This window comes from Glutamicibacter sp. Je.9.36 (genome assembly GCF_051129975.1).
Taxonomy (GTDB): domain Bacteria; phylum Actinomycetota; class Actinomycetes; order Actinomycetales; family Micrococcaceae; genus Glutamicibacter.
Map to the genome: position 1 here is coordinate 442,113 of NZ_JBCPSN010000001.1, position 26,459 is coordinate 468,571.

A 26,459-nucleotide genomic window follows, 5' to 3' on the forward strand; every position below is an offset into this window, starting at 1 on the left:
AGTATTCCCGCCGCCAATTCCAGCTACTGGATTTGGCGGCGGGAATTCTTTTATTTCCAATCCCGTAAATGGCGGACAAGCCGAAAAGAAACATTGCAGAAAGTGATGAATTTCACTCCCGTCTATGTTTTACTTTAAGTGGGAATTCCATACTTGGATGTTCAGGTACCACCTGCATCCACGATTCTCTAAGCGCCATGTGAAAGCACCAAAGCGCAACAATGCGACGCGAGTCAATCCAACGTCCATTTCATATTCAGGCACGGAATTTTTCACTAATTCTCCTCGCCTGGACTCTGTCAGGAAATTCAATTCACGATGAAATTATTAACGTGAATTTAAGCAACGGCACGGGAATGAAAATGACCAGTCTTCAAACGATACAATCCACTCGCGAACACTTCGAATCCATCCATGGATTCTGGAATGAGGATCTGCAAAACCTGCTGGAAACCGATTCTGAGTACTTCGCTGCCTACAACCAGCTGCTCCAGGTGTCCGCGCGGCGCAACACGCTGTGCGCCAAGGAACGCGAACTGATCTGCGTGGCGGTCAATGCCCAGGTGACCTATTTGAACCAGGCAGCCACCGGCCACCATATCCGGCAGGCGCTGGCCGCCGGCGCGAGCGTCGCGGAGGTCGCAGAGACCATTCAGCTCGCGGCTTCCCTGGGCACCCATTCAATGCTTATCGGGGTACCCATCGCCCACGAGGTCTTCCAGGAGCTGGGCATCGCCGCTCCCGTGGAAGACTCGCAAGATGCATACCGCGAGACCTTGAAGGCCCAATTCATTGATGACCGGAAATATTGGGCCCCGAGCTGGGATGCGGTCCTGGCCTACGCCCCGGAATATTTCGAAGCCTACCTCTCCCTGTCCCGCATACCCTGGGCTTCGGGTCCGCTCGATGAGCGGTTCAAGGAGTTGGTCTACATCGCCATCGACGTCGCAACCACGCACCTGTTCGAGTCCGGGATCCGCACGCATATCAAGAAATCGGTCGAATACGGGGCCTCTCCAGAGCAGATCATCGACGTGATGACGCTTGCGAGCAATATCGGAGCCCACACGAGCTTGATGGGCATCACCGCGCTAGCTGGCGCGCGCGGCGCGCGCTGATGCACTGGCCAATCGAACCACCGCACCGTACAGAAAATAAAGGATGGATCATGAGAAACAAGACACTGCTTCGCACGGCATCGCTGTTCGCCTGCGCCTCACTGGCCTTGTCCGCCTGCACCATGGCGGACAAGGGCTCTGCGGGCTCCGGTTCCTCGGGAAGCGGCACCGGCGTCGCTTTCGGCGCCCCGCAGGAAGACTTCCAAAAGGCCCTGGCCGATATGGAGGAAACCACACTCAAGCTGCAGGTCTCCTCCACCTCCGCCACCTCGATTTCCGGCCAGCGCGACCAGGCCTTCGCCGACGCCATTGAGCAAATCTCCGGCGGCAAGCTCAAGATCGACGTGGTCTACGCCAACGCCGTGGTTCCGCCTGACGGCATTTCCGATGCGCTGGCCGACGGCCGCCTGGATCTGGCCCACTGGCTGACCTCCTATCACAAGGATGAAATGCCCGCCTTCATGGCACTGCAGGATGCTTTGGTCGCGGCCCCCTCCAGCCCGTTGCAGGGCGAAATCGTCACGCACTTCGCTGCCCAGGAAGTCGCTTTCAATACCCCTGAAATCATGGCTGAATTCGAGGAGCAGGGCATGACGGTGCTCAATCCGCTGAACACCTTCGGTTCCACGGCACTGGCCTGCACCGACGAGAAGAATAAGCTCGCTGACTTCAACGGAACGCAGATCCGCGTCAATGCGGCAGCTCAGGTCATCCAATCCGAAGCCATGGGCGCTTCCACGGTGTCCCTGCAACTCGGGGAGACCTACGAAGGCTTGCAGCGCAATGTCATCCAGTGCACCTACGGCTCGATGACCACCATGGTTGGCAACGGCTGGCTGGAACAGGCCAGCAACGTGTATTTCCCGCAGGATGGTACCTTCGGCATCGGATCGGGCAGCATCGTAGCCGGTTCCAGCTGGTCCCAGCTTCCACTGGCCGCGCAACAGCTGATCTTCGATCAGATGAGCATGTACAACGTGGGCGAACTGGGCCAGTCCTATGTCGCGCAGGCCGAGGGCATCGAAGCAGCCCGCAAGGCGGGCGGCGGCATGCACTACCTGCCCGCGGACATCAATGAGAAGCTGACTGCCGGCAATGAGCAGATCCTGGACCAGGTCCGCGAATCCTCAATGCTGGACGGCGAGAAGCTCGTGGACAATGTACGCAGCACTTCCGAGAAGTGGAGCGGCATCGCCGATGAACTGGGCTACAAGGACGAGGGCGAGATCCTCGACTTCAGCCAGTGGTACCCGGGCAATGGCGAGGTCATGGACTCCGAATACCTGGAACCCATCGTTGACAAGTTCTTCGAGGAAGTCCTTCTGCCGCATCGTCCGGCCTAGATCCGAAGAGCAGGAAGCTGGCCTCCAGCGAGACTGCAAAGCTGGCCTCTGCCTTTCCTGAAGGGCGGAGGCCAGCTTTGCGCATGCAGGAACCCGGCAAGACAACGGCAAAGCCGGCCGCCTCCCGCTGCGGGGATACGGCCGGCATTGCTTTTGCCAGGCGTGGCTAGCCGCGGCGCACCAGCTTGAAGTTGGCGAATTCATCGATGCCGTAGGTGCCCAGCTCGCGGCCAATGCCCGAGCGCTTCACCCCGCCGAAAGGCAGTTCCGGAGCGCTCTTGGACACCGAGTTGATGTAGACCATTCCGGTCTCCAGGTCCTCGGCGAGCGCGGCGGCCGCCTCCTCGTCAGCGCTGAAGATCGCGCTGGATAGGCCATACTGCGAGTCGTTGGCCAGCTCGATGGCTTCCTGCACGGAGTCCACCATGAACACCATGGCTACCGGGCCGAACAGCTCCTGGTAGTACACGCTGTTGTCCTTGGAGACCCCTGCCAGCACGGTCGGCGGGTAATAGGCGCCTGGGCCATCGAGCCGGGTGCCGCCGGTCAAGACCTGCGCGCCCTCGGCCACTGCCTGCTGGACTTGTCCTTCCAGCTCCTGCAGCGCGGCCTCGGAGGACAACGGGCCCATCACGGTGGCCGGATCCATCGGATCACCCACCACTACCGCTTCCATGCCCCCGATGAACAGTTCCATGAACCGCTCGTAGACGCTGGAATGGATGATGAAGCGCTTGGCCCCGGTGCATTGCTGTCCGGCGTTGTTGCAGCGGCCCACGACTGCCGCCTGTGCGGCCTTCTCCAGGTCCGCATCGGCCAGCACGATGAATGGATCCGAGCCGCCCAGTTCCAGCACTGCCGGCTTGATGTGCTTGCCGGCCAACGCGCCGATGCGCTCCCCGGCCCCGTCCGAGCCGGTCAGCGAAATGCCCTTGATCCGCGGATCAGCCACCAGCGTCTCGATCTGGCCGTGGCTGGCGAAGATATTGGTGTACAGGCCCTCAGGAACTCCGGTTGCTTGCATCAGCTCGGCGATGTTCTGTGCCGACGGCGCGCAGATGGACGCGTGCTTGAGCAGAATGGTGTTGCCCAGCATCAGGTTCGGGGCCACGAAGCGGGCCACCTGGTAGTGCGGGAAGTTCCACGGCATGATCCCCAGCAGCACGCCGATGGGATCCTTGCGCACCATGGCGTTGCCGGACTCGTGCTCCGGAATGGCCCGCGGGGCCACCATGGCCGGGCCATGTTCCGCGTAGTACTCGTAGATCGAGGCGACCAGCGCCAGCTCGCCCTTGGCTGCGGTGACCGGCTTGCCCATTTCCAGTGCGACGTCGGTGGCCAGCGCGTCGGCACGCTCGCGGTAAGTGCGGGCAATGGCGCGCAGCAGCTGCGAGCGCTCTTCCAGCGAGGTCTTCTTCCAGGCCCGCTGGGCTTGGTTGGCCGTGTCCACGGCTTGTTCCAGCAGCTCATCGGTGAGCTGCTGGAATTCGGCAAGGATCTGTCCGGTGGACGGATTCACTGCGGCGATTGTTCCCATTGCGTGTCCTTGTCTCTTGTATTCAGTGGCGATGCTGCGGCTCAGCGTGCGGTGGCCGGAGTCTTGGATCGGCTGTGGCGGGTGAAGGCGGACAAGCCGGTGATATCGCGGCCGACAATCAGCGCCTGCATGGAGTCGGTGCCCTCATAGGTGGAGACCACTTCCATGTCGGTCAGGTGGCGGGCCACGTGGTTTTCCAGCAGCAGGCCGTTGCCGGCGAGCATGTCGCGGGCCTCGCGGCACATGGCCAGCGCCTTGCGTGAGGTGGTCATCTTGATCAGCGAGGCCATCGGGGCGGTCAGCTCGTCGCGTTCCTGCAGCTGGGCCATGCGGGTGCACATCAACTGCATGCTGGTCAGATCGGAAAGCATGGTGGCCAGCTTTTCCTGGACCAGTTGGTAGCCGCCGATCGGGCCGCCGAATTGCTCGCGCTCCATGGCGTAGCGGGCTGCCAGCTCGAACGCCGCCATGCCGTGGCCCACCGCTTCCCAGGAGGCCCCGCCGCGAGTGGCCTTCAGCACGCGGTTCACGCCGGCGAAGGACTCGCAGTTGGCAAGGCGGTTTTCCGCCGGGATGCGCATCTCTTCGATGATGATGTCCGCCTGGATGATGGCGCGCTTGCCGATCTTTCCCGGGATGGGGGTCGGGTTGTAGCCTTGCGGGTACTGTCCGTCAGCGCTCTTTTCAACGATGAACGCCTTGACCTGCCCGTCAGCTTCGTCTCGCGCGTAGAGCACAATGACATCAGCTTCGTGGCCATTGCCGATCCAGCGCTTGTGGCCATTGATGACCCAGGTGCCGCCTTCCAGACGGGCCGTGGTTTCCAGCGACACCGAGTCCGAACCGTGGGTGGGCTCGGTCAGGGCGAAGGCGCCGGTCTTTTCCAGGCGGGCCATGGCCGGCAGCCAGCGATGGCGCTGCTCCTCGTTGCCCAGCATGTAGATGGAGCCCATGCACAGATTCGAATGCACGCCCAGGAAGGTGTTGACCGAACCGTCGATGCGGCCCATTTCACGGGCTACGAGGCCCGCTGCCTGGCGGGAGAGACCCGGGCAACCGTAGCCAGGAATGAAGGTGCCGATGATTCCCAGATCAGCCAAGCCGGGTATGACTTCGCGGGGGAATTCTGCGCGTTCCCAGTAGCCGTTGATGATCGGTTCGATCCGGGTTTGCCCGAAGGCGCGGACCTTGTCGCGCAGGGCCAGGTCACTGGCCGAGAGATCCGAATCCAGCAGCAAGTAGTCAGGGTGGTCAATCACGTTGGTCATGGAGGATTCTTTCCTTGGCAATCTTCAGTGGCTTGAGACGGACAGCGTGCTGTCCGCGGGGCGTGGGGCGGTGCGGCTGATCCAGTCCAGCACCGAGTCACGGTCGGCTCCCAGCGCAGGCGGAGCCTTGTCGTAGCGGATCGTGCTGCGGCTGAACGTGGCGGGGTGGCTGATGGTAGGCACAGCCTCGGTGCCGACGCCTGCCTGCACAATCGGATCCAAGCCGAGCTCGGTGGCGAATTCCAGGCCTTCGGCGACATCGAGGATCGGCGAGCAGGGAATGTGCTGGGCTTGCAGGGCGTGGAACCATTCATCAGCGCTTTTGGCCGAGAGCGCTTCTTCGAGGATGGCGCGCAGCTGCTCGCGGTTGGCATTGCGCGCGCTCATGGTGGCGTATCGTTCATCGACGGCAACCTCCGCGATGCCCAGCGCGGCAACCAGCCGCGAGAACTGCACGTCGTTGCCGCAGCAGATCACCAGTTCCCGGTCGGCGGCCCGCAGCGGGCCGTAGGGGAAGAGGCTCGGATGGTCGTTGCCCATGCGCATCGGAATGTTGCCGGCGCCGGCGTATCCCATGGTCTGGTTCACCAGCCCCGAGACGGCCGAGGAGAGCAGGTTGACGCCGACGTGCTGTCCTGCCCCGGTGCGGTTGCGGTCCTGCAGGGCACCGAGGATGGCCACCGCGGCGTGCAATCCGGTCATCACGTCGAAGACTGCGACTCCGGCTCGCTGCGGCGGGCCGTCTGCGGCGCCGGTCAATGTCATCATTCCGGAGACCGCTTGGGCCAGCAGGTCGTAGCCGGGCATCTGGCTGCCGCCGGCCGTGCCGAATCCGGTGATCGAGGCATGGACCATGCGGGGCCAGCGCTCGGCCACCGCTTCCGGGTCCAAGCCGAACTTGGCCAGTGAACCTGGCTTGAAGTTCTCCACGAAGACATCGGCGCGGTCGATGATGTTGAGCGCTGTGGCCAGGTCCTCCGGCTTGTGCATGTCCAGCACGATGGAACTCTTGTTGCGGTTGATCGACATGTAGTAGGTGCTCACGCCGTCGCGATGCGGCGGGATCCAGTTGCGGGTGTCGTCTCCTGCTGGCCCTTCGACCTTGATGACAGTCGCGCCCATATCAGCCAGCAGCATGGTGCAATAAGGGCCGGCCAAGACGCGCGAGAAGTCTGCAATGACAATTCCCGCCAGCGGACCGGCAGTTTCAGCTTCCAAGGCGGGATTCATAAGCGCTCCTGATGTCTTGTAGTGGCTAGTGCTTCATATTCATCTCACCACCCGGATTCTTAATAGTCCAAGACCTAATCATGATTGAATTGATAACAGATTCACATCAAACCTATTGCGGAGATTCACCATGGACGTCCACCAGGCCAAGGCCTTCCTCGAAGTGGCCAAGGAATTGCATTTCGGGCGCGCGGCCGCCAATCTGCGCATGGCCCAGCCCGCACTGAGCCGGCTGGTCAAGCAGCTTGAGCACACCATGCATGCCCAGCTGCTGGAACGCAGCACCCGGCATGTGTCGTTGACTCCTGCGGGCCAAGCACTGCTGGGGCCAGCCGAGGAGCTGGTCAGGATCTCCCACATGGCGCAGCAGGTGGTGCGTGCCGCGGTGACCGGAGAGACCGGAGAGGTGCGCATCGGCTTTGCCGGGGCCTCGACCAATATGACCGTCGGCGCGCTGGCCCGGGAATTGCGCAAGGCCCACCCGGGCTTGCGCCAAGAATTCCACAGCTCGCAATTCTCGCATGTAGGCCTTGAAAGGATCCTGGATAATACGCTGGATCTGGCCATCGGCCGCTGGGACTTCATCCCGCCGGAAGTCGACTCCTACGTGATGGCCACCGAGCAGGTGATCGCGGCAGTCCCGGCATCGCACCCGCTGGCCACGCACGCATCGATCAGCATGAGCCAGCTAGCCGATGAGCAATGGATCGCTTTGCCGGGCGGGTTCAGCGCAGCGCTGCAAAACCGCTTGAACACACTGTCCATGAGCGCAGGTTTCGCACCGCGCATCATCCAGAGCGCTCCGGATACGCTCACCCAGCTGGTGCTCGTCAGCACCGAGATGGGTTGCGCGCTGACCGTGGATTCGGTACGCGGCAACATCACCGTGCCCGGGGTGTCCTACATTCCGCTGCGCGATGCCAATACCCAGCTCGAAGTGCGCCTGATCTGGCGCCGGGATGACGCGAATGCCGCCTTGCACAATGTCATTGCGTTGGCGAAAGAGGTCTTCCCAGGGCCCCCGGCAGGCTAGTTCGCGTAGCTGTACCAGCCCTGCCCGGTCTTGCGTCCGAAGTCGCCCTGCTCATAAAGCCGCTTGACGGACTGCGCCGGCAGGCTCTCCGGATTTCCGGTCTGCTCGTACTCGGCCATCCGGATCAGGTACACCACATCGATGCCCACAAGATCCATCAGCTCGAAGGGGCCCATTGGATGGCGCAACGCGGTCTTGGCTGCCACATCGATATCCTCAGCCGAGGCGATGCCTTCCTCATGCAGGCTCAGTGCCTCGCGGCGGATGGCGTTGAGCAGGCGGTTGGCAATGAACCCGGGAATTTCCTTGTTCAGCTTCACCACCTTCTTGCCGAAGGATTCTGCCAAGGCAGCCGCTGTCTCGACAGTCGCTTGCGAAGTCCTCTCGTGCGGGACAACCTCGACGCACTCCATAACCAGCGCCGGGTTGAAGAAGTGCATATTGCAGACCTTCTCCGGACGATTGGTCGCATCGGCGACCTTCGAGGAGACGATATTCGAGGAGTTCGTGGCCAAGATCGCGTGTTCCGGGGCAATCCGGTCGAGGTTCGCGAACAGCTCCCGCTTGATCTTCAGATCCTCGATAGCCGCTTCGATGACGAAATCAGAGACGGAAACTGCTCCTTCCAAATCGGTGGAGAAGTGCATGCGCGCCTTGGCTGCCTCGACGGCCTCCGCAGAACGGCGGCCCTTTTCAACATCACGGTCCACCCGGGACCATAGCTGGTCTTTGGCCTGCTCGAGCTGCCGCTCATTGATGTCCACCAGGCTGGTGCCGTATCCGGCCAGCGCCGCGACCATGGCGATCTGGGATCCCATGGTGCCTGCGCCGATTACGGTGATGTTCTTGATGGATGAGGTCAGGTCAGTCATATTCAGTCCTTGGTTGTCTAAGTTCAGTTGCGGGCGGCTTGAGGTTCTGCGGCACCAGCATTGTGGAAGTCAGGGCGTCGCTTCTCGATGAAGGCACTGGTGCCTTCCTGCTTCTGCGCTGAGCTGTAGGCCAATGCCTGGGCCAGTTGCTCCAGCAGCATGCCAGTTTCGTGGTCCACGTCGAAGCCGCGGGAGATCACCAGCTTGGCCAATTTGAGGGCCAGGGGTCCCTTGGACGCGACCTTTCGCGCCAGCTTGGCCGCAGCATCGAGCAGCTCTGCGGGATCCACCAGTTCGGTAATGAGGCCAGCCTGGAGCGCTTGCTCGGCGGTGAGCCGGCGTCCGGTCAGAATCATGTCGGTTGCCCGCCCGATCCCAATCACGCGGGCCAGCCGCTGGGTGCCGCCGGCGCCAGGGATGATACCCAGACCGGTTTCCGGCAAAGCGAATTGGGCTTCGGTGGAGGCGATGCGGATGTCGCAGGACAGTGCCAGTTCATGTCCCCCGCCAAAGGCGAATCCGTTGACAGCCGCGATGGTCGGTTTGGGGAACTGCGCGATGCGGTCATAGAGCTTCTGCATCTTGGCTTCCAGCGCGTCAATGGGCATTCTGGCGATCAGCTCATTGATGTCAGCCCCGGCAACAAAGGACTTCTCCCCCGCACCGGTAAAAATGACCACACGGGCGCTCTCATCGGCTTCGATGTCATCGAGGAGCTCGTGAATCCGCTCTATGACGTGCTTGTTCATCGCGTTATGAGCCTGCGGCCGGTTGATGACCAGCAGGACCGCGCCGTCGCTGTCATTACGCAGGACCAATTGTTCATTGACGGTTTCAGCCACGGGGCCAGTCCTTTCCTCGCGGATCCACTGAGGGAATCCGACTGCAAATGCACCAAGCCAATTTATACGCGATATGTGCCACTCGGAGATAGATCCCCGATGGATTAATGTGAATTGAGCATGAATAGTTGCGTGGATTCACATGGAGAAACTAACCCGCTACCGGCAGCAACCCCTGCGCCGGACCTTTGGGGAAACCGGGTAAATGCCCCTGCGTACGGTGGTAGCAGCGGGATCAGGAACACGGATCCCCGCTGGTCGATTCGCTCGCCCACCAGCGAATCGCGGTCAGCTCATTGGCGCATGCCTCGCAGAGGCCGGCCCGCGCTGAAGCCGGGCAACGCGGTCATCCAAAGTCAATACGCCCACCCGCATCCTTGCGTGCCTCCGGTGCCTGCAAAATAAGTCCAATCAAGACCAATCCGCCTTCCATCTTTCTCCGAAGAACTTCTACAGGGTTCCTTCCGGAACCCGCAGAACTCGACACGGACTAGAATCCGTGTCCCAGGAAGGACTGATTGCAATGCGCACATCGCCTAACCGCTTGCTCGCAACGATTTTCGGGGCCGTGTACCTCCTTGTCGGCCTGCTCGGGTTCCTTGTCACTGCCGGCGTGGATTTCTTCGCAACAGAGGGCGGGAAGCTGATCATTTTCGAGGTCAATCCACTACACAACGTCATCCACCTGGCCATCGGCGCAGCACTGCTCATCGCTGGGCTCGGATCCGTGCGTGCTTCCAAGCTCGCCAACACCACGGTGGGCGCCGTCTACCTCCTGGTTGGCATCCTCGGCCTCTTCTTGGCCTCGACAGCGCTGAACATCATTGCCCTGAACGGTGCAGATAACGTCCTGCATCTAGCTAGCGCAATTGTCCTGCTGTCGGTGGGTCTGTCCCAGGACCGGACGCCAGCAGCCCATACTGCACGGTCATGATTTCCCACGAGGCCATGGAGCCTGCCACCGAACCTGCCGCGCAAGGGCGAGATGCAGTTGCGGGCTCCGTTGCCTTCTGCGGCCTCTATGCCGGGATCGCTGGTCTGGGAGTCGCGGCGCTGGCCGCGGCCTCCTCCGCCAGCCTGGCCTCGGTATTCGGGGTCGGGTCCGCCCCGGCACCGTGGTGGGCATGGCTCGGCGCGATAGCATCCGCATCATGGGCCGGGATGGCGCTGGTGTATGCCGTTGCCAGTCTGCTGAAGGCAGCGGCCCCTGCCGTGAAGCTTGCGGTCCCCTGCCTGGCACTCGTCTCCTCCGTGCATTTTGCCAGCATTGTTGCCGGCCTTTGGGGGTTCCCGGAGGGAGCGAAGAATCTGGATCTCACTATTGCTTCCTTGCTGCTGCTTGAGCTGTCGGTGCTGGCGGTTTTCGTGTGGCAGCGCAAGCGGCGAAAGAACTATCCGCACCGGGCAGTGCGGTCCAGCAGCCTAGTTGTCCTCGGGAGCATGTTTGCCGGTTCAGTTGCGGTTGCGGCAGTTGCCAGTTTGGGGTTGGCAGCTTCGTCCGCCGGAGAACTGGCAGTACCGCATTCCGAGCACGGCGCTCATCATTCGGGAGACATCGACCCGGGAATCATTGGCAAGATGAAACAGGCAGAACACCACCACTAGCCGCAGCCCGGGGGCCAGTGCCAGTGATCCAACTGGCCCCGATAGCTGCGGGCTGCTGGCTAGGCCCGCGGATCAACAATGATCTTGACGTGTTCCTCATTGTTGTTGATTAGTTGGTCAAAGCCTTCGGACACCAGTGCATCAAGTCCGATGCGCCCGGTAATGAACGGGGCCAGATCCAACTTGCCGCTTTGCACCAATGCGATGGTGTCTGGATGGTCATTGGCGTAGCCGATGGTGCCGCGCAGGTCGATTTCTTTCAAGACCAACTTGGGCATGTCCACTTCCGGCTTATGCCCCCAAATCGAAACGTTGACGATCACCCCGCCGGGAGCCACCGCGTCCAGGAGCATATCCAGCACCACCGGGACCGAGGAACACTCGAATCCGGTATCCGCACCCCGGCCGCCGGTCGCTTCGCGCACCCGCTCGGCCACGTCCCCTTCCCTGGGATCGAAAACCCCGTCGGCAATTCCGGTTTCTCGTGCCTTGGCCTTGCGGGCCTCGGAGAGTTCCGAGATGTAGACCGTCAGCCCCTTGGCTTTGAGCACCGCTGCGGTCAGCAGGCCGATCGGGCCGGCACCTCCCACGATGGCTACCTGCCCGGCCTGAGCACCGGAGCGGACGAAGGCGTGGTGGGCCACCGACAACGGCTCGATCAGCGCGGCCTCATCCAGGGGGATCTTGCCGATGGGATGCACCCAGCGGCGTTCCACGACGATTTTCTCCGATAGCCCTCCGCCGCGGCCGCCCAGACCGATGAAGTTCATGTCCTGGGAAAGCTGGTACTGCCGGCCTTCGCCGGTGTCCACATCCTCATGGATGATGTAGGGTTCCACCACGACGTTCTCGCCGACTTCAAGGCCGGTGACGCCCTCGCCCAGGGCGGTAATGGTTCCGGAGAATTCATGGCCCATGGTCACCGGCGCGCTCTCCCCGGAAATCGGGTGCGGATGCCCTGCCGGCGGGATGAAAATCGGGCCCTCCAAGTATTCGTGCAGATCGGTGCCGCAAATGCCGCACCAGGCCACGTCGATGGCCACTGTTCCCGGTTTCAGCTGCGGCTCATCGATGTCCTCGATCCGGATGTCCTTCTGGTCGTAATACCGTGCTGCGCGCATGGTCCCCCTCGATTCTTCTGCCTGTTGTTGACCGGCCCGATCCCGGCCAGCCATTCCAGCTCCAAGCTACTGCGGCAGCATAGGTTTGGGAACCGTTGCAAGAGGTTTCATCCGATGGCTCCGGCAAACCGTCCAGCCAAAGCCCAGCCAGCAGTGCGCGGCCTGTTCGCGGCGCACAATGGACTATGGACATCATGTCGGCGGCGCAGCGTTCGGCGCTCATGTCGCGCATTTCCAGCAAGAACACCGGACCGGAACTGGTCCTGCGCCGGTTGCTGCATGCAGCGGGGTACCGCTACGGCGTGCACGGCGCCCTGCCCGCACGGCAAGTTGCCCAGCTGCGTTCTGCGCATCCCGGCATCCCGTTGCGGGGCGGAAAGCTTCCCGGATCCCCGGATCTGGTCTTCAGCGCCCGGCGCAAGGCCATTTTTGTCAACGGCTGCTTCTGGCACGGCCACGACTGCCCGGTGGGCCAGCGCCGCCCCTCGTCCAATACCGGGTACTGGTACCCCAAGCTGGATGCCAACATCGCCCGGGACCAGCGCAATCGCGATAACCTGGCGGCACTTGGCTGGGAATCGCTGACGCTCTGGGAATGCGAGCTGAAGTCGATGGATGGCGTCTTGAACAGGACTGCAAAATTCCTCGGACCGGTACGGATCCTGCCGCGCAGATCCACCGGGCAGGACCCGTCCCAGGGCACCGGTGTTGGCTAAGATCAAAGAGTCCGCCCGATCTGCCCGCAGCGCCTACCCGTTCCCCGAGGTCCATGAAAACCAGCACGTCCCGCTTCGAAGTCCCGGTACTGCTGGGAACCCAGACGCTGTTCAATATCGGCTTCTACGCCGTGGTCCCCTTTCTTGCCGTAGTGCTGGCCAACGACTTCCTGCTGGCAGGCGCCGCGGTGGGCTTGATCCTGGGCATCCGGACCTTCGCCCAGCAGGGCCTCTTCCTGGCCGGAGGCAGCCTGGCCGATCGCTTCGGCGCCCGGCGCATGATCCTCATTGGCTGCGCGGTGCGCGCCGCCGGGTTCCTCACGCTGGCCGCCTCCCTGTCCTTGGGCGACCCGAAGCTCTGGTTGTTCATCCTTGGCACATTGCTCACCGGATTCGGCGGGGCACTCTTCTCTCCGGGCCTGAGCATTCTGGTGGGCGCGGCCCAGAGCGCGCGCGACAGGGGCCAGCCCACGGGAGCCAAGCGGGCCACGCTCTTTGCCTGGCTGAGCGTCACTGGAGAAATCGGCGCGGTGGCCGGACCGCTGGTGGGAGCGGCACTGTGGGACTGGGGGTTCGCGGCCGTTGCAGGTTTCGGGGCAATCTTCTTCATCGCCATCGGACTGTTCCTGGCTGCGGCATTGCGCCGCTACGCTCCGGAAGGCACTTCGCTGGATCATGCCGGGCCACGAGCCAAGCGGCAGGCCCAGCCTGGCAGCCTGCGCCGATGCCTGGCGGACCGGAAATTCGTGGCCTTCTGCGCCTTGCATGCCTCTGACCTGCTGGCATACAACCAGCTCTATTTGGCCATTCCCCTGGAATTGGAACGCACGGGCCTGCCGACCCAGTGGCTGGGACTGGTTTTCGCGTGGATCTCCGTGCTGACTCTGGGCTTGCAATTGCCCATCGCATGGCTCGCCGCACGGATCGGCGCGGCCGCGACCCTGCGTTGCGGATATGTCTCCAGCGCCCTGGGTTTCGGCGTACTCGCCTTTCTCCCCGCCACGGCCTTTGGCGAGAATACCGCGGCGGTACGCATCTTGTGCGCGGTCACCCTGCTGGCCTTGGGGCACATGAGCGTGCACCCCGCAGCTCTTTCGCTGGTTCCCGGATTCGCCGCGCACCGGGGTACCGGATCCTACTTCGGCTTGCTGTCCAGTTGCGGCGGCCTGGCGGTGTTGCTGGGGAATCTGCTGGTGGGCTGGCTCTTGTCCCAGGCTGGCCAGGGCCAAGTCCCCGGATTCCTGCCGTGGCTGGTTCTCATCATTCCACTGGTCCTTGCTTCCTGGCTTGGCGCGTCGCTCGTGCGGCGCTCAGGCCTGCCGACCCAGGGCTCATGACCTGCGACACATGACGCACGGCCCTCGCAGAATTTCCACGGGGCACCCCAACTTTGCACTAATCAGCTTCTACTCTTCCCAGGCTCTCTGCGGGGGCTTTTCCTCCGCTTTCCTTGCCGGGTCATAACCAGCAAAACAAAGCAACTAATTAGGGTACGCTTACCGAGGCTCTATTGCATTAGATGCCAATCCATCACGTAATGCCGAAGGATTTCCATGAAACTTGGACGATTGAGCGCTGCCGCAGGTTTTGCGGCCATTGCCCTGGCGCTGACCGCCTGCAGCTCCACCCCTGCGAGCTCCGCCCCGGAACAAGCCGCGGACTCGGAAGCCCGCGTGGTCGTGGCCAATTTCCGCGCCCCGGTATCCAACTGGGCGCTGGAAAGCGACGACGCCTATGTGCTCTCCATCGCCGGTTGCCTGGAAACCCTAGCCAAATACAACCAGAGCACCAAAACCGTTGAGCCGATGCTCGCTGCTTCCTGGAAGCAGTCCTCGGATACCGAATGGGATTTCGAGCTGCGCAAGAACGTGCTGTTCCAGGATGGCACCGCCATGGATGCCAAGGCTGTTGCCGGCTCGCTGAACCACGTCCTGGAGGCCACCGCTCCAGCCCGTGCGGTGAACCCCAAGACCATCAAGAAGGTCCAGGCCCTGGATGCTGATACCGTGCGCGTCACCACCCCCGCCGCGGATCCGCTGCTGCCCTACCGCATGGCCAGCGTGAACGCCGGCGTGCTTTCCCCTGCCGCGTACACCAGCAAGGGCATCGACCCGATGAAGCACTGCACCGGACCATTTGCCCCGGTCTCCGAAAAAGCCGGGCAGTCCCTGACCATGGACCGCAATGAGAATTACTGGGACGGAGAGGTGAAGCTGGCCGGCGGCGAAATCCGCTACATCACCGAAGGCGCCACCCGCGCCACCCAGGTCCAGACCGGCGAAGCGGACATTTCCATGTCCATCCCGGCCACCAGCTTGGCGGCCTTGGAAGCCGATAGCAAGATCAGCGTGCTCAAGGCCGACTCGCCTCGCACCTCGACCCTGTACCTGAACAACTCGCGCGCTCCATTCGATAACCGGGAGCTGCGCAAGGCCGCCACCATGGCCTTGGACCTGCCGGCCATGGCCGCCAGCATCTACGAAGGCGCAGCGCAGCCTGCCACCGGCCCGTTCGCCCCGAGCGAGCCGTGGGCCAACCCGGGTCTGGCCGTACCGCAGGTGAATATCGAAGAAGCCAAGAAGCTGGTGGAAGCTTCCGGATACCAGCAGGCCAAGCCCCTGGAAATCATTGCGATCACCGAACGCGCGGAGTTCGCCGGCGTGGGCGCCATCATCCAGGAGCAGTTCAAGCAGATCGGCTTGCAGGCCAATGTGGTGACCAAGTCCTACGGCGCCGCAGAACCCGATGTGCTGGCCGGCAACTACGACATGATCCTCAGCCAGCGCAACCGGATGATCGACATTGCCGATCCGATCGGCTTCCTGCAGTCCGACTACACCTGCGAGGGCGGCTACAACCTGAGCCACTACTGCAACAAGGACTACGACCAGCTGATCGGCCAGGCACTGGCAGAGAAGGACGAGGCCCAGCGCCACGACCTGTACCGCCAGGCAGGGGATCTGCTCGCCGACGACGCCGCGAACGTCTGGCTGGTCAACGAGCAGGCTATCGACGGCGTGGGAGCCAAGGTCCAGGGCTACGTCCAGGACCCGCTGACCCGCTACGTGCTGACCAAGGATCTGGCGAAGACCAGCTAGCGTGTCTCCTCTTGCCACCATGCTGCGCCGGGCCATTGGACTCGGCGCAGCAGTTCTGCTTTCATCCTTCGCGGTATTCCTGGTCCCCTTCGTTTCCCCGGGGGACCCCGTGCGGTCCTTGCTGCGCGCCCGCATGGATATTGGAGCCGCCGACGAGGCAACGGTGCAGGCCTACGCGGAGCAATTCGGCCTGCATGACCCGATGCTGGTGCAATTCGGACGATGGCTGCGCCGGTTCGCCACCGGAGACATGGGCATCTCGCATATCAGCGGAACCCCCGTAGCCGACCAGGTGCTGCCGGCCATTGGCGTCACCCTGTCCTTGGCCGGCAGCGCGCTGCTGGTGGCCATCGCCGTGTCCATTGTGCTGGGAGTGCTCTCGGCCACCTGCGCCGGGAAATGGCCCGATAAGCTGATCACCTCTGCGACCCACGCGCTGATTGCCATCCCCGAATACGCGCTGGCTCCGTTGCTGGTCCTGCTCTTCGCGGTGCGCTTCTCGCTGCTTCCCTCGGCCGGTTTCGAATCCCCGGCCTCGATGGTGCTGCCGGTCTTCATTCTGGCCTTGCGCCCCATCAGCTTCTTCACCGTCGCGGTGCGCTCGGGGGTGCGCCAGGCATTGGACTCCGAGCATGTGCTGGCCGCCCGCGCCCGCGGGCTGAGCAGCACCCAGGGGCTGGTTCGCCATGTGGTTCCCCACGGTTTGCTGCCGCTGTGGACCATGGTGGGTGTCTGGTTTGCCGGGCTGCTGGGCGGGTCGGTCATCGTGGAAGTCATCTTTGCCATTCCCGGAATGGGCCGGCTGATCTTCGACTCCATCGTCGATGCCGATATCCCGGTCGCCCAGGGTGGCGTGGTGGTGGTCGTGACCTGTGCCGTAGCCGTGACCGGAATCGTTGACCTGGTGCACAGGATCAGCGATCCCAATGTGAGGATTGGTGTACGACATGGCTAGGAACCATTCCAGGGAAATCCTGCTTTCCCCTCCCGCGTTCATCTTGCTGGCGGTGGTCATCCTGACCATCGCCGCCCCGTGGATTTCCCCCTACAACCCCGACGCCCAGAACCTGGCGGACCGGTTGCAAGGTCCCAGCCTGTCCCATCTGCTGGGCACCGATGCCCTGGGCCGCGACACCTTGAGCAGGGTGCTGCACGGTGGCCGGTTCTCGCTATCGGTAGCACTGATCACCACGCTGTTCGCGCTGCTGGTTGGCACCGCACTGGGCCTGCTCAGCGCGGTGCGCGGCGGATGGCTCGATGAGCTCTTCCTGCGCGTGAACGACTTGCTGCTCGCACTGCCCGAAATCGTGATTGCGCTGCTGATCATCGCGGTCATGGGTCCCGGTTTCTTCACCATGGTGCTTTCCGTGGGCGTCGTGGCATGGACCCCCACCGCACGGTTGGTGCGTTCCATGGCGGCCCAGGCCTTATCCACCCACCATGTCGAAGCCTCCAGGCATGTCGGTGCTTCGCGCTGGTTCATCCTGCGCCACCACGTCCTGCCTTTCGTGGCTGGACCGGTGCTGGCCCAGGCGGCATTGCGCTTCGGGCTGCTGCTCGTATTGCTCGGCTCCTTGTCCTATCTGGGCATCGGCGTCCAGCCGCCGCAGTCCGACTGGGGTTCAATGCTCGCCGAAGCCCAGCCCCATGCCATCCGCTCCCCATGGGGCCTGATTGCGCCGGGCGCAGCCATCTTCCTGGTCAGCTTCTGCGTCACCCTGCTGGGCAATCGAATCACCCACGTGCTGGGCGGGCAGGACGTGCTTGCCACCGAGGCCAAGGCGGAAGCCCATGACTAGAGAACTTGAATTCATTGACCTTTCGGTCAGCTCCGGCGATCAGCGATTGCTTTCCGAGGCATGCGGCGCCCTGCGAGCGGGCGAATTGGTGGCGGTGGTCGGGCGTTCCGGTTCCGGCAAGACGCTGCTCACCAAGGCGATCATCGGCCTGCTGCCCCAGCAGCTGCGTGCCGAGGGGCAGATCCTGCTTGACGGCCAGCGCCTTGACCAGCTGGGCGAGAAGGCCATGGACTCGGTGCGCGGACGGCGCATCAGCATGCTGTTCCAGCAGCCCAAGCGCGTGATGAACCCGCGGCTGACCATCCGCGCGCATCTGCTCGAAGCCCTGGGAGCCCACGGCTGGGGCAAAGCCCGCCAGCACGAGCAGCAGGTGCTGTCCTTGCTCGAAGAAGTAGGCCTGTCCCCTGCCCAGCAAATTGCCGGCCAGCGCCCGGACCAGCTCTCCGGCGGGATGGCCCAACGCGCCATGCTGGCCATCGCCTTGGCCGCTGACCCGGAGTTCATTTTGGCTGATGAACCAACATCATCCTTGGATTCGATTCTCAAGGCCGAGGTGCTGCAGCTCTTGCGCCGCAAGCAGCAAGAACGTGGCGTGGGCGTCCTGTTCATCACCCACGACATCGCCAGCATCCAGCACATTGCCGACCGCGTTGTAGTGGTCAGCGACGGGCAAATTGTGGACCAGTGCCCCACCGCGCACATCTTCTCCAAGGACCGCCATTCCAAGACACGCGAACTGGTGGAAGCCAGCTTGCCTCCCCTGCGCGCGCCACGCGTTAAGGATTCCGCCTGCTTGCTGGAAGCAGTGGATGCGGGCAAGAACTACGCACGCCGTGCAAAGGGCCCGGCAGCATTGAATCCCACAAGCTTGCGCCTGCACGGCGGCCAGGTCCTGGGAGTGGTGGGCCGCTCCGGCTCGGGCAAGAGCACCTTCGCCCGGCTGCTGGCCGGGTTGGAACAGCCAACGACCGGACGGATCATCGATACGCGCCGCAATGGCGAAGCAACACGAGTGCAGGTCATCGCCCAGGAACCGTACTCGTCCTTCGATCCCCGGCTTTCCCTCCGCACGTCGATGAGCGCGGCGGTGCACCGGCTGCCGGCAATCCAGGCCGGCGAGCGCATGGCGCAAGCCATGGCCCAGGTGGGATTGACCGAGCAATTGCTCGATCGCAGGCCCGGCCAGTGCTCCGGCGGCCAGCTCCAGCGCCTGGCCATCGCGCGGGCGCTGCTGACCGACCCCCAGGTATTGATTTGCGATGAGTCCACCTCGGCACTGGATTCGGTAGCCCAGCGCCACATCCTCGACCTGTTGCTTGAATTGCGCGAGCACATGGGGCTGAGCCTCGTGGTCATCTCCCACGACATGGACGTGATCCGCTACGTGAGTGACGACGTGGCAGTGTTCTACGAGGGCGAGCTGGTGGAGCATCGGCCGCTCAACGATTTCCTGGGCAATGCGGAACATCAGCACAGCAAGGATCTCGTGGCCGCGCTGGACCTCACCGCAGCGGTTCCTGCTGCCGGCTGATTTCTGCTCGCGTAAGAAAACCCGGAACTCTTGTGCCCTGACTTGGAGCGCTTATAGATTGATGGACTATGACCGACAGTTCGCAGAAGAATCCGTCCATTACCCGCCGGTTGCCATTGCTGGCCAGCGTCGCTGAAGCCGGAACGCTGAAGGTCTGCACCACCGGGGACTACCGGCCGTTCACCTATCTTGACCCGGACACCGGGCAATGGTCGGGAATCGACATCACGATGGCCAAGAATCTTGCCGAGTCGATGGGCGCAGAACCCGAGTTCATCCAGACCTCCTGGAAGGACTTGATGCCGGACTTCCTCTCCGAATGCGATATCGCCGTGGGCGGGGTTTCCATTTCCATGGAACGCGCCCAGCAGGCCTACTACAGCGAAGCCACATTGGACGAGGGCAAGACGCCCATCACCTTGTGCGAGAACGTGGAGAAGTACGACACGGTCAAGGAAATCAACCAGCCCGGGGTCCGTTCCATCACCCCGATTGGCGGGACCAACGAGAAGTTCGCCGATGCGAACTACCTGAAGGGCGAGATCATTCGTTTCGAGGACAACAACAAGATTTTCGATGAGATCACCGCCGGGCGTGCCGACGTGATGACCACCGACGCCTCGGAAACCCGCTGGGTGGCCAACGTGCACCCCGAGCTGTGCGCGGTGCACCCGGACCAGCCATTCAATTTCTCCCAGAAGGCATACCTGCTGCCGCTGGGCGATGACGAGTTCCAGGAATACGTGAACCAGTGGCTGAACATGGCCAAGAACGATGGGACGCTCGCGGCTGCCGAGAAACCCTGGTTCGGATAGCCTCCGCCAGAACATGACAATAAGCCAGCGGCCACGCCCCGAACTTTCTCGGGGCGTGGCCGCTGGCTTCTTCTTTTCCTTGAACTGGCACAAGCCAGGAACTGCTAATGCATGTGGCTGCCACCGTTGATGTCAATGGTGGTGCCGGTCAGGTAGGAAGCACCTTCTGAGGCTAGGAAGCCAATGACCGATGCGACTTCCCCAGTGGCTGCGGTGCGCCCAATGGGGATGCCCGCGGCAATGGCCGCCTCCTGCTCGTCGGTGCTGCCAACACGGATGTTGGTATCCACAGCACCCGGCGCAATCGCATTGACGGTGACGCCGCTGGCCGAGATTTCGCGGGCCAGCGCCTTGGTGAACCCGAGGATTGCCGCTTTCGCCGAGGAATAGGGGACTTTGCCGAAGACTCCGCCGCCCCGCTGGGCAGAGACAGAGGACATGTTGATCACACGTCCCCATCCGCTCTCGATCATTTCCGGCAGGAATGCCTTGGTCACCAGGTACGTGCCTGTGGCGTTGACGTTCATGATCTTGTTCCAGATCTCCAAAGTCGTATCCAGGAAATCCACCGGGGAGGTAATCCCCGCGATGTTCACGACGGCGCCGGTAGGAGGCAGTTCCCCCGCGGCGACGCGGGCTGCCACCGCCGCCTGGGCCGCGGCGACCGAGGATTCGTCGGCAACGTCGATCTGGTGGCCGAATGCCGGCACGCCAAATTCCTCTGCAATCTCCGTGGCTACGCGCTCGGATGCGGAGTGGTCCAGATCCAGAATCGCTATGCCCCAGCCTTCCCGGGCCAGGTGCCGGGCGGTTTCGATGCCGATCCCCTGTGGCGAGGTAGCACCGGTTAGTACTGCAGTGCGCTGGGTTTGATTCATCGGATTCCTGCTTTCAATACGGCCCGCCCGAACAACGATGCGGCGAACTTGGTGGTTGCGGTGCTCTGCTCTGGACAAACGCACCAGAATCTTGTGGTGCACACCACGATAGTTTTGTTTACTGTTGACAGTCAACTGTTAAATTTTCTCTTGACAGAACTTGTGCCGTCACTCACACTTCTATTAGTGTTGACTGTCAACAATGAAAATTGCCCGCATCCCACAACTCACGAAGGGAGCCACTCATGAGCAGCGAAGCTCTAGAAATGCGTGGCCCGATCCACGGCACCAAGGACGCCAAGCGCGTCGCGATAGGCTCCAGCGTTGGAGCCACCATTGAAACCTACGATTTCATCGGCTTCGGCACCGCGGCCGCCCTGTATTTCGGACACGTATTCTTCCCCGGCGCTGACCCGCTCACGGGAACGCTTGCATCCTTCGCCACTTTGGGCGTAGGTTTCGCTGCCCGGCCCTTGGGCGGGATCATCGGCGGCCATCTCGGTGACAAGATCGGGCGCAAGCCGGTGCTTGTCACCTCGCTGATCGTCATGGGTCTTGCCACATTCTTCATCGGCGTGCTGCCCACCTACGAGCAGGTCGGCGTGCTGGCTCCAGCGCTTCTGGTCTTCGTGCGCATTGTCCAGGGCCTGGCCTTCGGCGCCGAATGGGGCGGGGCAATCCTGATGACCTACGAACACGCGCCATGGAAGCAAAAGGGCAGGTTCACCGGGATTGTCCAGTCCGGATTCCCGGTAGGGCTGCTGCTGGCCAATCTGGTGTTCCTGGTCAGCGTGCAGTTGCCTGGCGACTGGGGATGGCGTGTTCCGTTCCTGGCCAGCCTGCTGCTGGTGATCGTGGGACTGGTCATCCGTTCGAAGGTCCCGGAGTCCCCGGTCTTCGATGACGTGAAGAAATCAGGGCAGATCGTCAAGTCGCCGATCAAGGATGTCATTCGCACCGACTGGCGCAATATCCTGCGCGGCATCGGGCTTCGCATTGCCGAGACCGCGGGCTACGCGGTCTCCATCACCTACATGATCTCCTACCTGCACACCACTGGCTTGGCCGCGAACTGGCAGACGCTGATCGCCTTGAGCATCGCCTCGGCCATCGGCATCTACGCGACCTACCGCTGGGGCCGGCTCACCGACCGCGTTGGACGTCGCACCGTCTATCTCTTCGCTTGCGCCTTTGCCGCGCTCTTCGGCATTCCGATGTTCCTCATGGTCAACACCGGCTCGTTCCTGATGATCATCGCCACGATCGTGATCTCCTATGCCATCTGCCAGAACTCCATGGCAGGTGCCCAGGGGGCTTGGTTCCCGGAGCTCTTCCAGGCCAAGACCCGCTCCTCCGGCGCCTCACTGGCTTACCAGATTTCGGCCATGGTTTCCGGTTTCACCCCGTTCATCACCACCTTGCTTTTCATGCAGTTCGGCTGGATGGGCCCGGCCGCGCTCTTCATCGGCTACGCGCTAATCGGCTTGTGGGCGGCGCTGGTGACCAAGGAAACCTGGGGCCCTCGCGAACGCCACCTTGCTGACCAAGCCATCGCCGAGAATCCGCAGGCAAGTTGCGTCTGACTCGGTTAGCCAACCCGAACCCCGACCCGTTGAATTCCTGAAAGGACTTCCCATGGCAATTGCAGCCACCGACAACCAAACGCTGACTTTGGGCCAGCGCACCGAAAGGGTCCGCGACGCCGCCTACCGCATCCGCCACCACTCGCTGAACATGGGCGAGGTGCAGGGGCAAGGATATGTAGGTCAAGCATTGGGCGCCGCGGACATGTTCGCGGCCGTCTACGCGGACCAGCTGGACTTCCGTCCGGCAGAACCGGACTGGGAAGACCGCGATCGCTTCCTGCTTTCCACCGGCCACTACGCCATCGGCTTCTATGCCGCATTGGCCGAAGCGGGCATCATCCCGGTGGAAGAGCTGGAAACCTACGGGTCGGACGATTCGAGGCTTCCGATGTCCGGAATGTCCACCTACACCCCGGGCATGGAAATCTCCGGCGGCTCGCTGGGCCACGGCCTGTCCATCGCGGTGGGCATGGCCCTGGGCCTGCGCCACCAGAACAGGACCCAGCGGGTGATCAATTTCCTCTCCGACGGCGAACTCGATGAAGGCTCCACTTGGGAAGCGGCCATGGGTGCCGCACACCACCAGCTGGGCCATCTGACGGCCATGGTGGACATCAATGCCCTGCAAGCCGATGGCGCGACCGCCGGCGTACTGCGCACCGAACCGGTCACCGAAAAGTGGGAGGCCTTCGGCTGGTACGCCCAACGGATCAACGGCAATGACCCGCGAGCGCTGCTGCAGGCCTTCGACAACATCACGGCCCAGACAGCTCTGACCTCGCGCCCTTCGGTCATCCTGTGCGACACCAAGGTAGGCCGCGGCGTACCACTGCTGGAAAACCGCGAGAAAGCCCACTTCATGCGCATTGAAGACAACGAATGGCAGATCTGCCGCGACCAACTCACCGAAGGCTTCGAAGGGAGCAACTCCTAAATGTCTGCCACCGCTAAACCACGACTGAAAACCTCGGCCATGATTGCCTCCTTCGCGGAGCCCGGCCAGAAGACCGCACCAGCACCTTTCGGCCATGCCCTGGCCAAGGCAGCCGAGCAGGATCCGCGCATCGTGGGCCTGACTGCCGATCTGGGCAAGTACACGGACATGCACATCTTCGCCCAGCAGCATCCCGAGCGCTTCTTCCAGATGGGCATGGCCGAGCAGCTGCTGTTCGGGGCCGCCGCGGGATTTGCCGAAACGGGCATGATTCCCTTTGCTTCCACCTATTCGGTGTTTGCGGCCCGGCGGGCCTATGACTTCCTGTGCCTTGATATCGCCGAGCCGAACCTCAACGTGAACATCGTTGGCGGCCTGCCGGGGCTGACCACCGGCTACGGCCCGAGCCACCAGGCCACCGAGGACATTGCCATCTTCCGCGGGATGCCGAACCTGACCATCGTGGATCCCTGCGATTCGGTGGACATCGAGCAATCGGTGCCGCAGCTAGCGGCTTCTGAAGGGCCAACCTACCTGCGGTTGCTGCGCGGCAAGGTGCCTACCGTCCTGGATGAATACGGCTACAGCTTCGAATTGGGCAAGGCAAAAGTACTACGCGGTGGACGTGACGTCGTCTTCGTATCCAGCGGCCTGATGACCATGCGCGCACTGGATGCCGCGAAGGAACTGGCCAAGCACAACGTGGACGTTTCCGTGGTCCACTCCCCCACTATCAAGCCCTTCGACTCGGAAACGGTTCTGAAGGAGGTGGCCGGGGACCGTCTGGTAGTCACGCTGGAAAACCACTCGGTCATCGGCGGGTTGTTCGAAACTCTGGCTTCCACCATGATCCGCGGCGGTGTTTCCTCTAAGGTCGTTCCCATCGGCCTGCCCGATGAGTTCTTGGATGCGGGCGCATTGCCAACACTCCATGACCGCTATGGGTTGTCGATCAGCGCGATTGTGTCCAAGGTCCTCTCCGAACTCGGCTAGCTCGTCGGGTAATCCACCAGAACGATCGCCTTGGCGGGTGCGTTGCTCTCGACGCACCCGCCAAAGGCGCTAGAATCAACAGTTAACAATCAACAGTTGATCTCCAAGATTGAGGGGCGCTTTATGGCTATGGCCGATTCTTCCTTGGTGGGGCTTCGGAAAAAGAGCCTGCGCGAGCAGGCTCTGATCGCCCTGCGCCGCGCCATCACGACCGGTGAACTGGAGCAAGGCACCCATCTGGTGGAAACAGAGCTGTCTGCCTCCATGCAGATCAGCCGGGGCACCTTGCGCGAAGCCTTGCGCCAGCTGGAGCAGGAGGGCCTGGTCTCCGCAGGCGAACGCGGCCGGCTGTCAGTTCGCCACCTGGACAACAAGGAAATCCAGGACATCTTTGCGGTGCGTGCCTCGCTGGAAACCCTGGCGGCAACGACGCTGCTGCAGCGCGAAGACCTTTCAGATGCTCTCGCGCAGCTGCGCTCCGCGGTCAGCACCATGGAGCAACTCGAGGGCCATGAAATCGAGGAGCGGATCGAAGCGGATCTCGAGTTCCACCGCACTCTGTGCCGGCTGTCCGAGAATGACACCTTGCTGCATGCCTGGGAACAGCTTGAGGGCTCCATCCGCATGTCCATCATGTTCGGCGGCTACGAACGCGGGATGCGCAATATGGATGTCGCACGGCATTTCAAGCTGGTTGACACCATCGAAGCTGGCGACAGCGCCGCGGTCAACGCGGAAATCTCCGAGCATATGCGCATTGCCGCCGAGACCCTGATGGGCTCATAGGACAACCGCAAATATTGCAAAGGCCAGCGGCCCCGCCCAATGCAGATTGGACGAGGCCGCTGGCATCGCTATTCAGTTGGCGCTATCAGTTCTCCCAGAAGGGGTAGTCGATGTAGCCCTCGGGACCTTCGGTGTAGAAGGTCGCGAAATCTGGTTCGTTCAAAGGCAGCTGTTCCTTCCAGCGGCGCACCAGATCCGGGTTGGCAATCGCAGGGCGGCCCACGACAACCGCTTCGCCCCAGCCTTCGGCAGCCACGCGTGCGGCTTCCTCATAGGTGGTGATCTCCGCGAAGCCGGTGTTCAGCAGCACCGGTCCGCCAAAGGCCTTGCGCAGCGACTGGACCAGCTCGCCGGCTGGGTCATGGTGCAGGATGCTCAGGTTGGCCAGCCCCAGTGGCGCGATGCCCTGGACCAGTGCGGTGTAGGTAGCCAGCACATCCGCACGATCGTTTTCCACGGCACTCTGGACATTGTGTTCCGGCGAAATGCGCAGGCCCGTCTTGCCAGCACCAATGGCGTTGGCCACGGCGGTCACGACTTCAATGACAAAGCTGGCCCGGTTCTCCGGCGAGCCACCGTAGTTGTCGGTGCGGGTGTTGGCCGAAGGCGCCAGGAACTCGTGCAGCAGGTAGCCGTTGGCCCCGTGAAGCTCCACGCCGTCAAATCCGGCGGCGATGGCGTTGCGCGAAGCGGCAACGAATTCTTCGATGATCCTTGGGAGTTCTTCGGTGCCCAGGGCATGCGGAACCGGGTACGCGTGCTTTCCGGTGTAGGTGCGCGACTCGCCTTCAACCGCGATGGCGCTTGGTGCCTCGACGTAGTCTGCACCGGTGGTTTCCGGGTGGGTGACCCGTCCGGCGTGCATGACCTGGGCCACGATCAGGCCACCTTCGGCGTGCACCGCGTCGGTGACCTTCTTCCAGCCGGCAATCTGCTCCTCGGTGACCAGGCCCGGCTGGCGGACGAAGCCCTGGCCGGCAAAGCTCGGGTAGGTGCCCTCGCTGACGATCAGACCCAGGGACGCGCGCTGGCGGTAGTACTCGACGACGTCTGCGTTAGGCACGCCGTCCTTGCCCGAACGCGAGCGGGTGAGCGGTGCCATGACTAGGCGGTTGGACAGCTTGAGGTCGCCGAGGGCGAGAGGGGAAAACAGATCCATGGGGCGGGACTCCTGAATTGGAAATTGTAGTTGCACAGCGTAACTATCGCCGCAAGCAACTTATTCCGTTTCGGCTAAGAACATGAGCTGGCTAACGGATTCAAAGCACTGGAATCGCCTGACGCTCATTGTTTGGATTCGCGGACTCACCAGGAGCAATAAACCAGCGGATGCGGTACAGCTCCGCACCGCATC

24 protein-coding genes are annotated in these 26,459 nt (G+C 62.5%); 16 read left to right on the forward strand and 8 right to left on the reverse strand.

All coding sequences use genetic code 11. The features are described 5' to 3' along the window. The first annotated feature begins 362 nt into the window (after positions 1-362). Entirely contained in the window at positions 363-1,118 is a 756-nt protein-coding gene (locus AAZQ98_RS02075; protein ID WP_434689437.1) for a carboxymuconolactone decarboxylase family protein, read from the forward strand. A gap of 50 nt (positions 1,119-1,168) precedes the next feature. Next, positions 1,169-2,461 carry a hypothetical protein gene (locus AAZQ98_RS02080; RefSeq protein WP_434689439.1) on the forward strand — a complete coding sequence of 431 codons (1,293 nt, stop codon included), beginning with the start codon at positions 1,169-1,171 and terminating at the stop codon, positions 2,459-2,461. A 166-nt stretch (positions 2,462-2,627) separates the two neighbouring features. Here the strand turns inward: AAZQ98_RS02080 and AAZQ98_RS02085 are convergent, their stop codons facing one another. Genes AAZQ98_RS02085 through AAZQ98_RS02095 form a run of 3 tightly spaced genes read right to left on the reverse strand, consistent with a single transcriptional unit; the run spans position 2,628 to position 6,496 of the window. Further along, positions 2,628-3,998, reverse strand: coding sequence for an NAD-dependent succinate-semialdehyde dehydrogenase (locus AAZQ98_RS02085; RefSeq protein ID WP_434689441.1), 1,371 nt, complete (start codon positions 3,996-3,998; stop codon positions 2,628-2,630). A gap of 41 nt (positions 3,999-4,039) precedes the next feature. Beyond that, positions 4,040-5,266, reverse strand: coding sequence for an acyl-CoA dehydrogenase family protein (locus AAZQ98_RS02090; RefSeq protein ID WP_434689443.1), 1,227 nt, complete (start codon positions 5,264-5,266; stop codon positions 4,040-4,042). A gap of 24 nt (positions 5,267-5,290) precedes the next feature. Continuing rightward, positions 5,291-6,496: a CaiB/BaiF CoA transferase family protein gene (locus AAZQ98_RS02095; protein WP_434689444.1), complete on the reverse strand. Its 1,206-nt coding sequence runs from the start codon at positions 6,494-6,496 to the stop codon at positions 5,291-5,293. Between the two features lie 130 nt (positions 6,497-6,626). Here AAZQ98_RS02095 and AAZQ98_RS02100 point away from each other — a divergent pair, with 130 nt between their 5' ends. Next, positions 6,627-7,529: a LysR family transcriptional regulator gene (locus AAZQ98_RS02100; RefSeq protein WP_434689445.1), complete on the forward strand. Its 903-nt coding sequence runs from the start codon at positions 6,627-6,629 to the stop codon at positions 7,527-7,529. Here the strand turns inward: AAZQ98_RS02100 and AAZQ98_RS02105 are convergent. Next, positions 7,526-8,401 (reverse strand): 3-hydroxyacyl-CoA dehydrogenase family protein, encoded by an 876-nt coding sequence (locus AAZQ98_RS02105; protein WP_434689446.1) that lies wholly within the window; start codon positions 8,399-8,401, stop codon positions 7,526-7,528. The two genes, AAZQ98_RS02100 and AAZQ98_RS02105, sit on opposite strands and share 4 nt — an antisense overlap. Positions 8,402-8,424: 23 nt before the next feature. Next, positions 8,425-9,243, reverse strand: a complete 819-nt coding sequence (locus AAZQ98_RS02110; protein ID WP_434689448.1) for an enoyl-CoA hydratase/isomerase family protein — start codon at positions 9,241-9,243, stop codon at positions 8,425-8,427. Between the two features lie 523 nt (positions 9,244-9,766). Between AAZQ98_RS02110 and AAZQ98_RS02115 the strand changes: the two genes are divergently transcribed. Further along, positions 9,767-10,177, forward strand: a complete 411-nt coding sequence (locus AAZQ98_RS02115; RefSeq protein ID WP_041650329.1) for a DUF4383 domain-containing protein — start codon at positions 9,767-9,769, stop codon at positions 10,175-10,177. Then, positions 10,174-10,848 carry a hypothetical protein gene (locus AAZQ98_RS02120; protein ID WP_434689450.1) on the forward strand — a complete coding sequence of 225 codons (675 nt, stop codon included), beginning with the start codon at positions 10,174-10,176 and terminating at the stop codon, positions 10,846-10,848. The genes AAZQ98_RS02115 and AAZQ98_RS02120 overlap by 4 nt, the downstream gene beginning before the upstream one ends. A gap of 59 nt (positions 10,849-10,907) precedes the next feature. On the opposite strand, the gene AAZQ98_RS02125 is transcribed toward AAZQ98_RS02120, so the two are convergent. After that, complete coding sequence (locus tag AAZQ98_RS02125; protein ID WP_434689452.1) at positions 10,908-11,969, reverse strand: 2,3-butanediol dehydrogenase; 1,062 nt, start codon at positions 11,967-11,969, stop codon at positions 10,908-10,910. A 185-nt stretch (positions 11,970-12,154) separates the two neighbouring features. On the opposite strand from AAZQ98_RS02125, the gene AAZQ98_RS02130 reads away from it, so the two are divergent. The 7 genes from AAZQ98_RS02130 to AAZQ98_RS02160 all read left to right on the forward strand — a co-directional run bounded on the left by AAZQ98_RS02130 (position 12,155) and on the right by AAZQ98_RS02160 (position 19,928). Next, complete coding sequence (locus AAZQ98_RS02130) at positions 12,155-12,685, forward strand: very short patch repair endonuclease (RefSeq protein WP_434689453.1); 531 nt, start codon at positions 12,155-12,157, stop codon at positions 12,683-12,685. A 53-nt stretch (positions 12,686-12,738) separates the two neighbouring features. Then, entirely contained in the window at positions 12,739-14,022 is a 1,284-nt protein-coding gene (locus tag AAZQ98_RS02135) for an MFS transporter (RefSeq protein WP_434689455.1), read from the forward strand. Positions 14,023-14,238: 216 nt separating this feature from the next. After that, positions 14,239-15,783 carry an ABC transporter substrate-binding protein gene (locus tag AAZQ98_RS02140; RefSeq protein WP_434689457.1) on the forward strand — a complete coding sequence of 515 codons (1,545 nt, stop codon included), beginning with the start codon at positions 14,239-14,241 and terminating at the stop codon, positions 15,781-15,783. A gap of 1 nt (position 15,784) precedes the next feature. Then, positions 15,785-16,738 carry an ABC transporter permease gene (locus AAZQ98_RS02145; RefSeq protein ID WP_434689459.1) on the forward strand — a complete coding sequence of 318 codons (954 nt, stop codon included), beginning with the start codon at positions 15,785-15,787 and terminating at the stop codon, positions 16,736-16,738. Beyond that, on the forward strand, positions 16,731-17,582 hold the full coding sequence (locus tag AAZQ98_RS02150) for an ABC transporter permease (RefSeq protein WP_286172304.1): 852 nt from the start codon (positions 16,731-16,733) through the stop codon (positions 17,580-17,582). The genes AAZQ98_RS02145 and AAZQ98_RS02150 overlap by 8 nt, the downstream gene beginning before the upstream one ends. Further along, positions 17,575-19,113 carry an ABC transporter ATP-binding protein gene (locus tag AAZQ98_RS02155; protein WP_434689461.1) on the forward strand — a complete coding sequence of 513 codons (1,539 nt, stop codon included), beginning with the start codon at positions 17,575-17,577 and terminating at the stop codon, positions 19,111-19,113. Before AAZQ98_RS02150 ends, AAZQ98_RS02155 begins: the two co-directional genes overlap by 8 nt. 68 nt (positions 19,114-19,181) lie before the next feature. Beyond that, positions 19,182-19,928, forward strand: a complete 747-nt coding sequence (locus AAZQ98_RS02160) for a transporter substrate-binding domain-containing protein (protein WP_434689463.1) — start codon at positions 19,182-19,184, stop codon at positions 19,926-19,928. A gap of 104 nt (positions 19,929-20,032) precedes the next feature. Here AAZQ98_RS02160 and AAZQ98_RS02165 read toward each other — a convergent pair whose 3' ends face one another. Then, positions 20,033-20,806, reverse strand: a complete 774-nt coding sequence (locus AAZQ98_RS02165) for an SDR family NAD(P)-dependent oxidoreductase (RefSeq protein WP_105656057.1) — start codon at positions 20,804-20,806, stop codon at positions 20,033-20,035. 245 nt (positions 20,807-21,051) lie between these two features. Here AAZQ98_RS02165 and AAZQ98_RS02170 point away from each other — a divergent pair, with 245 nt between their 5' ends. From AAZQ98_RS02170 to AAZQ98_RS02185, 4 genes are all read left to right on the forward strand, one after another. Beyond that, the gene (locus AAZQ98_RS02170; protein ID WP_434689466.1) at positions 21,052-22,389 is read left to right on the forward strand and encodes an MFS transporter; all 1,338 of its coding nucleotides are present in this window, start codon (positions 21,052-21,054) and stop codon (positions 22,387-22,389) included. A gap of 52 nt (positions 22,390-22,441) precedes the next feature. After that, positions 22,442-23,326, forward strand: a complete 885-nt coding sequence (locus tag AAZQ98_RS02175; protein ID WP_434689468.1) for a transketolase — start codon at positions 22,442-22,444, stop codon at positions 23,324-23,326. After that, the gene (locus AAZQ98_RS02180; RefSeq protein ID WP_434689470.1) at positions 23,327-24,319 is read left to right on the forward strand and encodes a transketolase family protein; all 993 of its coding nucleotides are present in this window, start codon (positions 23,327-23,329) and stop codon (positions 24,317-24,319) included. It abuts the gene before it with no gap. A gap of 123 nt (positions 24,320-24,442) precedes the next feature. Continuing rightward, a complete protein-coding gene (locus AAZQ98_RS02185) occupies positions 24,443-25,105 on the forward strand; it encodes a GntR family transcriptional regulator (protein ID WP_434689472.1) in 663 nt (220 codons plus the stop codon). 85 nt (positions 25,106-25,190) lie between these two features. Here the strand turns inward: AAZQ98_RS02185 and AAZQ98_RS02190 are convergent, their stop codons facing one another. After that, positions 25,191-26,264, reverse strand: a complete 1,074-nt coding sequence (locus AAZQ98_RS02190; RefSeq protein ID WP_434689474.1) for an alkene reductase — start codon at positions 26,262-26,264, stop codon at positions 25,191-25,193. Between the last annotated feature and the right edge of the window lie 195 nt (positions 26,265-26,459).

What these genes read in the sequence shown, in the direction of transcription:
- AAZQ98_RS02075 (WP_434689437.1), top strand. Translation starts at nt 363, where the DNA reads ATGACCAGTCTTCAAACGATACAATCCACTCGCGAACACTTCGAATCC.
- AAZQ98_RS02080 (WP_434689439.1), top strand. Translation starts at nt 1,169, where the DNA reads ATGAGAAACAAGACACTGCTTCGCACGGCATCGCTGTTCGCCTGCGCC.
- AAZQ98_RS02085 (WP_434689441.1), bottom strand. Translation starts at nt 3,998, where the DNA reads ATGGGAACAATCGCCGCAGTGAATCCGTCCACCGGACAGATCCTTGCC.
- AAZQ98_RS02090 (WP_434689443.1), bottom strand. Translation starts at nt 5,266, where the DNA reads ATGACCAACGTGATTGACCACCCTGACTACTTGCTGCTGGATTCGGAT.
- AAZQ98_RS02095 (WP_434689444.1), bottom strand. Translation starts at nt 6,496, where the DNA reads ATGAATCCCGCCTTGGAAGCTGAAACTGCCGGTCCGCTGGCGGGAATT.
- AAZQ98_RS02100 (WP_434689445.1), top strand. Translation starts at nt 6,627, where the DNA reads ATGGACGTCCACCAGGCCAAGGCCTTCCTCGAAGTGGCCAAGGAATTG.
- AAZQ98_RS02105 (WP_434689446.1), bottom strand. Translation starts at nt 8,401, where the DNA reads ATGACTGACCTGACCTCATCCATCAAGAACATCACCGTAATCGGCGCA.
- AAZQ98_RS02115 (WP_041650329.1), top strand. Translation starts at nt 9,767, where the DNA reads ATGCGCACATCGCCTAACCGCTTGCTCGCAACGATTTTCGGGGCCGTG.
- AAZQ98_RS02120 (WP_434689450.1), top strand. Translation starts at nt 10,174, where the DNA reads ATGATTTCCCACGAGGCCATGGAGCCTGCCACCGAACCTGCCGCGCAA.
- AAZQ98_RS02125 (WP_434689452.1), bottom strand. Translation starts at nt 11,969, where the DNA reads ATGCGCGCAGCACGGTATTACGACCAGAAGGACATCCGGATCGAGGAC.
- AAZQ98_RS02130 (WP_434689453.1), top strand. Translation starts at nt 12,155, where the DNA reads ATGGACATCATGTCGGCGGCGCAGCGTTCGGCGCTCATGTCGCGCATT.
- AAZQ98_RS02135 (WP_434689455.1), top strand. Translation starts at nt 12,739, where the DNA reads ATGAAAACCAGCACGTCCCGCTTCGAAGTCCCGGTACTGCTGGGAACC.
- AAZQ98_RS02140 (WP_434689457.1), top strand. Translation starts at nt 14,239, where the DNA reads ATGAAACTTGGACGATTGAGCGCTGCCGCAGGTTTTGCGGCCATTGCC.
- AAZQ98_RS02150 (WP_286172304.1), top strand. Translation starts at nt 16,731, where the DNA reads ATGGCTAGGAACCATTCCAGGGAAATCCTGCTTTCCCCTCCCGCGTTC.
- AAZQ98_RS02155 (WP_434689461.1), top strand. Translation starts at nt 17,575, where the DNA reads ATGACTAGAGAACTTGAATTCATTGACCTTTCGGTCAGCTCCGGCGAT.
- AAZQ98_RS02160 (WP_434689463.1), top strand. Translation starts at nt 19,182, where the DNA reads ATGACCGACAGTTCGCAGAAGAATCCGTCCATTACCCGCCGGTTGCCA.
- AAZQ98_RS02165 (WP_105656057.1), bottom strand. Translation starts at nt 20,806, where the DNA reads ATGAATCAAACCCAGCGCACTGCAGTACTAACCGGTGCTACCTCGCCA.
- AAZQ98_RS02170 (WP_434689466.1), top strand. Translation starts at nt 21,052, where the DNA reads ATGAGCAGCGAAGCTCTAGAAATGCGTGGCCCGATCCACGGCACCAAG.
- AAZQ98_RS02175 (WP_434689468.1), top strand. Translation starts at nt 22,442, where the DNA reads ATGGCAATTGCAGCCACCGACAACCAAACGCTGACTTTGGGCCAGCGC.
- AAZQ98_RS02180 (WP_434689470.1), top strand. Translation starts at nt 23,327, where the DNA reads ATGTCTGCCACCGCTAAACCACGACTGAAAACCTCGGCCATGATTGCC.
- AAZQ98_RS02185 (WP_434689472.1), top strand. Translation starts at nt 24,443, where the DNA reads ATGGCTATGGCCGATTCTTCCTTGGTGGGGCTTCGGAAAAAGAGCCTG.
- AAZQ98_RS02190 (WP_434689474.1), bottom strand. Translation starts at nt 26,264, where the DNA reads ATGGATCTGTTTTCCCCTCTCGCCCTCGGCGACCTCAAGCTGTCCAAC.